5 protein-coding genes are annotated in these 5120 nt (G+C 47.9%); 2 read left to right on the forward strand and 3 right to left on the reverse strand.

From position 1 onward, the window contains the following. On the forward strand, positions 1-282 hold a 282-nt coding region (locus WCO51_09450; GenBank protein MEI6513483.1), incomplete at its 5' end, for a hypothetical protein. Positions 283-325: 43 nt separating this feature from the next. Here the strand turns inward: WCO51_09450 and WCO51_09455 are convergent. The 3 genes from WCO51_09455 to WCO51_09465 all read right to left on the reverse strand — a co-directional run bounded on the left by WCO51_09455 (position 326) and on the right by WCO51_09465 (position 3691). Next, entirely contained in the window at positions 326-1498 is a 1173-nt protein-coding gene (locus WCO51_09455) for a M20 family metallopeptidase (GenBank protein MEI6513484.1), read from the reverse strand. Positions 1499-1505: 7 nt separating this feature from the next. Next, a complete protein-coding gene (locus WCO51_09460; GenBank protein MEI6513485.1) occupies positions 1506-2588 on the reverse strand; it encodes a Clp1/GlmU family protein in 1083 nt (360 codons plus the stop codon). A 104-nt stretch (positions 2589-2692) separates the two neighbouring features. Next, complete coding sequence (locus tag WCO51_09465) at positions 2693-3691, reverse strand: zinc-binding dehydrogenase (GenBank protein MEI6513486.1); 999 nt, start codon at positions 3689-3691, stop codon at positions 2693-2695. A gap of 147 nt (positions 3692-3838) precedes the next feature. Between WCO51_09465 and WCO51_09470 the strand changes: the two genes are divergently transcribed. Continuing rightward, positions 3839-5120: sulfatase (locus WCO51_09470; GenBank protein ID MEI6513487.1), on the forward strand; the 1282-nt coding region annotated here is incomplete at its 3' end.

Below are 5120 nucleotides of genomic sequence, written 5' to 3' on the forward strand. Positions count from 1 at the left end.
ATCGAAAGTAATACCCATGGCACGATCCCTAGCCAATTTGACTTAGACCAAAAGTTGACAAATGGAATTAGCCATGACCAAAGGAAGAGCCAAAAAGTGAAGCCCAATAGAAAACCACGACGAAATCCAACCCAAAACCCAACCCCACGCAGCGCCAAGAATGCCGGTGTCAACGCAACAAACACCAAAGGCCACCAACCTATCGGTGGAAACGATAGGAACAATAAGACCCCTGATAAAATCAATCGCAAACGTGGATGCATAAAACCGACCTCTTCGTAGTGCGTAGTACGTATTCCGGATTCCGGAAAATAAGCAATACGTACTACGTACTATCCCTCAGATACTTCAAAGCTGTTTTTACGAACACTTCTACGCCTATTGGGATGGTTTCATCGACAAAGTCAAAGCTGGGATTGTGGCAAATAGGGTGCTCACCTAGTCCCAAATGAAACATTACCGAAGGGACTTTCTGTGCAAAGTAGGAAAAGTCCTCTGCGCCCATCGAAGGGTTTTGGATTGCGCCAACTCCGTTGGGACCAAAAGAATCGAGTGCAACTTCCTCAATAAGCTGCACTAAACGCGTATCGTTTATCGTTGCAGGGCAGTTATGGAGGAACTCTATCTCAACTTTGGCATTGAAAGCCTTCGTGATTCCCACGATAACTTCTTCAAGCCGTCTTTTAATTCGCTGCCGCTTAGCTTCATTTAAGGTGCGCACAGTGCCGTAAAGTTTGGCTGTTTCTGGAATTATATTATGACTGGTTCCTGCAACTATTTTGGCGATGGTGACAACCGCCGGATCGTTGATGCTACTTTCGCGGCTAATTAGCCCCTGAAGCGCCTGAATGATAAGGGAGCCGATATAAATCGGATCGATACAATCCTGAGGGTATGCGGCATGACCGCCTTTGCCGGTGATGGTGAGGTTAAACGAATCAGCAGAGGCCATAATTACTCCGCTTCTTAGACCAACTTGACCAAGGGGTAATCCTGACCAGCCGTGAAGGGCAATCGCCGCATCCACTTTAGGATTATCCAGCACCCCGTCATCAATCATCGCTTGAGCACCCGTGATGCTTTCCTCACAGGGTTGAAAGACAAGCTTAACGTTGCCATTCAATTCACTACGCATGTCTTGAAGGATAGTCGCAGCCCCCAACAAAATCGCCATGTGACCATCATGTCCGCAGGCGTGCATTTTGCCAATGGTCCTGGATTTGTATTCGACTTCAGTCTGTTCTTCAATCGGCAAAGCGTCCATATCGGCTCGAATTAGAATCGTTTTGCCTGTATTCTCGCCCTTAATCAAACCTACTACGCCTGTTTTACCAACTCCCTCTGTCGGGCATATGCCTATCTTGCGAAGTTGCTCAGCCACAAATTTAGCCGTTTGGACTTCTTCAAATCCGAGTTCAGGATGCATATGCAAGTGCCGACGAATTTCAACCAACTCCGGCATTAGTTTTGATATTTTCGTTTTAATCATATCACTCATAAATTCCTCACACTTGCCAAGGTTTGATTTCACCAAGTTCACTGCCATCGGCAGCGATGCGCATTAATCCCATATGTACCCATTTGACGGAGGTAACGGAATGTGCTGGTGTTAGAATATGGAGCATTCTCGCGCGAAAATCAACCTTTTCGATAATTCCCATCGCATATGTCTTGCCATCGTGGTCGGCCAGCCCAACCGCTAGATTTGTCAGTGAGTTCGGATCGATCACGAAGACATTCCGGATATGGAATTGTTCTTGCAGAGTGCTGATAACCAGGCCGTTGAGTTCGTGACTGCTCACTAGGTGCAATACCCCGTCGACTTCCTCAGCAGCTAGGATGGGGACGCGGCAAATCTCTTCCGCAAGCCGATGATGATCGGGCGATAAAGGATGACCTGACCCAAGGCGAGAGCCTATGAGACTGACGGAATCGAGGTTGAGCGTATGTGAGCGCGCGTTCTGAAAGTAAAGGTTAAGCCGAGCTCGCCTTCTTTGGGCTCGAAAAGTAGGCGGTTTGCGAGTTATTACTGATGGGATGGCGGCATAGTGAAGTTTCCATATGTTGTTACGTGCAAGAGCAGTGGCTAATGGCTCTAGTTCCGATTGACGCTGCAAAAGAACTACATGCTTTGGACGAATTAATTCCAGCTTTGAAAGAATTAAATAACGAGCAGCTCCGCCATAAACAAAACCGCTTGTATCCATCACGATGGTTTTAGCGCCCGCTTCTTGAGCGCATTCAACCATTCGTTTAGCTCCAGCAACAGCAGTAAGTGGACGTCGACTTGGCGAAGTGGCGCCAATAAAATGCAGCCCGCGAACTTCGATATCCCCGATACTTTCAATAGGCTCCTCTGTTAGTCCCATCCCAATTGCTCCGGGAGGGCCAATTTCAGATTGACCTACATCACAATCAACGACCCCTATCGGTATGCTGGGTTTGAGAAGGGTGTTTACCAATAGTGAACAAAGGGTAGTTTTCCCCGTATCGATAGCCCCAATCACGGCTACTACCCCTTCGAAGTCAACAAGCCCCTCAATAAGAGGCTGCCATTCCGGATAATTCTCAGCTTTAATTGAATTCATAAGATATAGGTGAGCACTTAGGAATCTTAATTAATATCACCTAACCCCTGTCCCTCCCAAAGGGAGGGACAGGGGTAATTTCACAAAGAACAATTCAGGTTTATTTACTTCTTTGTAAAATCAAAAAGCACGGATACGAACTGGTCTTTGTGGTTGGCTAGACCTTCGTAGGCTTTTTGGCCATCTTCAGGAGGCATAACGTGAGTCATGAGGGGCTTGATAGCCAGCTTGCCTTCCTTCATGAGGCCAAGGATGATCTTCTTGTTGCGTAAGAAGGAGTGCTTTTCGACGCCGTTCGGCTTCATGGGGTAACGCCACTCGTGTGCGCCTTTGAAGGTGATGAGCTTCGGACAGAGGTGGCAGAAATTTAATATCTCTGTTAAATTGCACTGATATTCCGCTCTTGGGCTGCCCAAGAGAATGATCTCGCCTCGATCTCCGATAATGGGCAGATTATCATGCACAACCTTTGCAGAACCGGCAGCTTCTATGAGCGTTGTGACGCCCTGTCCTTCAGTGATTTCCATCACCTGATCTTTATAATCCGGCTTGCTTGCGTCGATGCAGTACGGAACACCACATTCTTTGGCAACATCCAATCGTTTCTTAATCACATCGATTGCAATAACCTTCGCTCCCTGAAGTCCTGCTAATTGGGCGGCCATATTGCCGACTGAACCTAAACCGGTTACCCCAACAAAATCGCCAAGCTCGATATCCCCAACTCGCAAGGCAGTCATGGCGATAGCCGCAGGACGAGCAAACGGCACAAATCGCTCATCCAAACCTTCGGGAACCTTAAGCATTAAATCATTATCTGTATGCTTGGAGTATTCCGCATGCGCCCCATAGTGAAAGACCAAGTCGCCGACTTTAACATTCTCAACTTCGTTTCCTATAACGACCACTTCGCCAACAGCGGCGCCACCGGCATCTGTGGTTACCTGCTGAAATTGCAGACAGGCCACATCGGTTCCCGCGCTAACTATAGAATAGTGCGTTTTAATTAGAATGCCATGTGACCCGATGTTCTTTTCATCGATTTCACCCTGAGCCAACCCAACTTGCATGGGCCCAGACCAAACCATCTTTGTATATTTCATATCCAAAAGCCTCCTTCAATTACTAAACAACAGCTAGGCTATAGTTTACATTCCCGCATCAGTCAAGTCAACGTATCAAGCCCATTGATTGACCTACTTGGGTGTGTCATAATTTAATTAGCTGTAAGAGGATGGAAAGGAACTTTTATGAACATAATCTTAATGGTTTTTGATTCGCTTCGCAAGGACTGCATTGGCTGTTATGACAAGCCTTATTGGGGTGAGGTGAAGACACCAAACTTCGATGCACTGGCCAAAGAATCTTTAATGATGACCCGAGCTTATCCTGAATCGCTGCCGACGCTGCCGGCTCGACGAGCGCTCTATACCGGTAAAAGGACTTATCCCTTTGATAAAGGCGATTTTCGGTTCAGAGGAGATTTTGTTGGCGCACCCGGTTGGGGGCCAATTCCTGAGGATCAGCCGACCCTTTCTGAGATGCTCACCGAGGCCGATTATCGGACAGCGCTGATTTCCGACGTTTATCATATGTTCAAGCCATCCAAGAACTTTTCTCGCGGCTTCAATCAATGGACCTTCCTTCGCGGTCAAGAGACGGACAAGGCAAGAAGCGGCCCCGTTTTAACGGACAAGGAAGTTGAAGCATGGGTACACGAATCCATTCGAACCCCTTGGAAGATGAACTTTGCTCGGGATGCTGTTTTGAATATGAAAGGACGCGTGCATGAGGAAGATTACTTCAACGCGCGAGTACTTATCGAAGCCTCGAAGTGGATCGAGGAAAATCAGGATGCCAAGAACTTCTTCTTGACCATTGAAAGCTTCGACCCGCACGAACCCTGGTTTGTACCGGAATTTTATCGACGCATGTATGACGATAGCGACGGTTTCAATCAGGTGCTTTCTCTCTATGATGAAAACGATGCGCTTCCTGAACCGCTTCGCGTACGCACCCGCGCTAACTATAGCGGATTGGTGACAATGTGCGATCGCTGGTTCGGCCATTTGATGAATACGCTTCGAGCAACAGGCCGATTGGATGATACATTAATCATCTTCACCTCCGATCATGGTCACTCGATTTTCGATCGACGTTATACCGGTAAGCGCGGATACCCCTCAGTACCGGAAGTGTACGATATACCGATCTTTATTCGTCACCCTGAGGGAATTGGCGCAGGTAAGAAAAGCGATATGTATGTTCAACACCATGACATCTCTGCCGTAATCATGGAAGCAGCGGGCGTGAAACCGGTTGAACCGATGGATGGAATCCCGTTCTATAAAGCTGCGCTGGAAGGTGGAGCTCCAATTCGAGATCACGTCACTGTCGGATGGGGATCGACCCCGACGGTCATCAAGGATAACTGGTGGCTTAACTGCAAGGTAGACGGAACGGGTGTTTTGCTACGCGATCTCAGTGCGAACGACCCATTCGCTGCCACTGTTGCGGACAAGCATCCGGAAG

Source organism: bacterium (assembly GCA_037131655.1).
Taxonomy (GTDB): domain Bacteria; phylum Armatimonadota; class Fimbriimonadia; order Fimbriimonadales; family JBAXQP01; genus JBAXQP01.

What these genes read in the sequence shown, in the direction of transcription:
- WCO51_09455 (MEI6513484.1), bottom strand. Translation starts at nt 1,498, where the DNA reads ATGAGTGATATGATTAAAACGAAAATATCAAAACTAATGCCGGAGTTG.
- WCO51_09460 (MEI6513485.1), bottom strand. Translation starts at nt 2,588, where the DNA reads ATGAATTCAATTAAAGCTGAGAATTATCCGGAATGGCAGCCTCTTATT.
- WCO51_09465 (MEI6513486.1), bottom strand. Translation starts at nt 3,691, where the DNA reads ATGAAATATACAAAGATGGTTTGGTCTGGGCCCATGCAAGTTGGGTTG.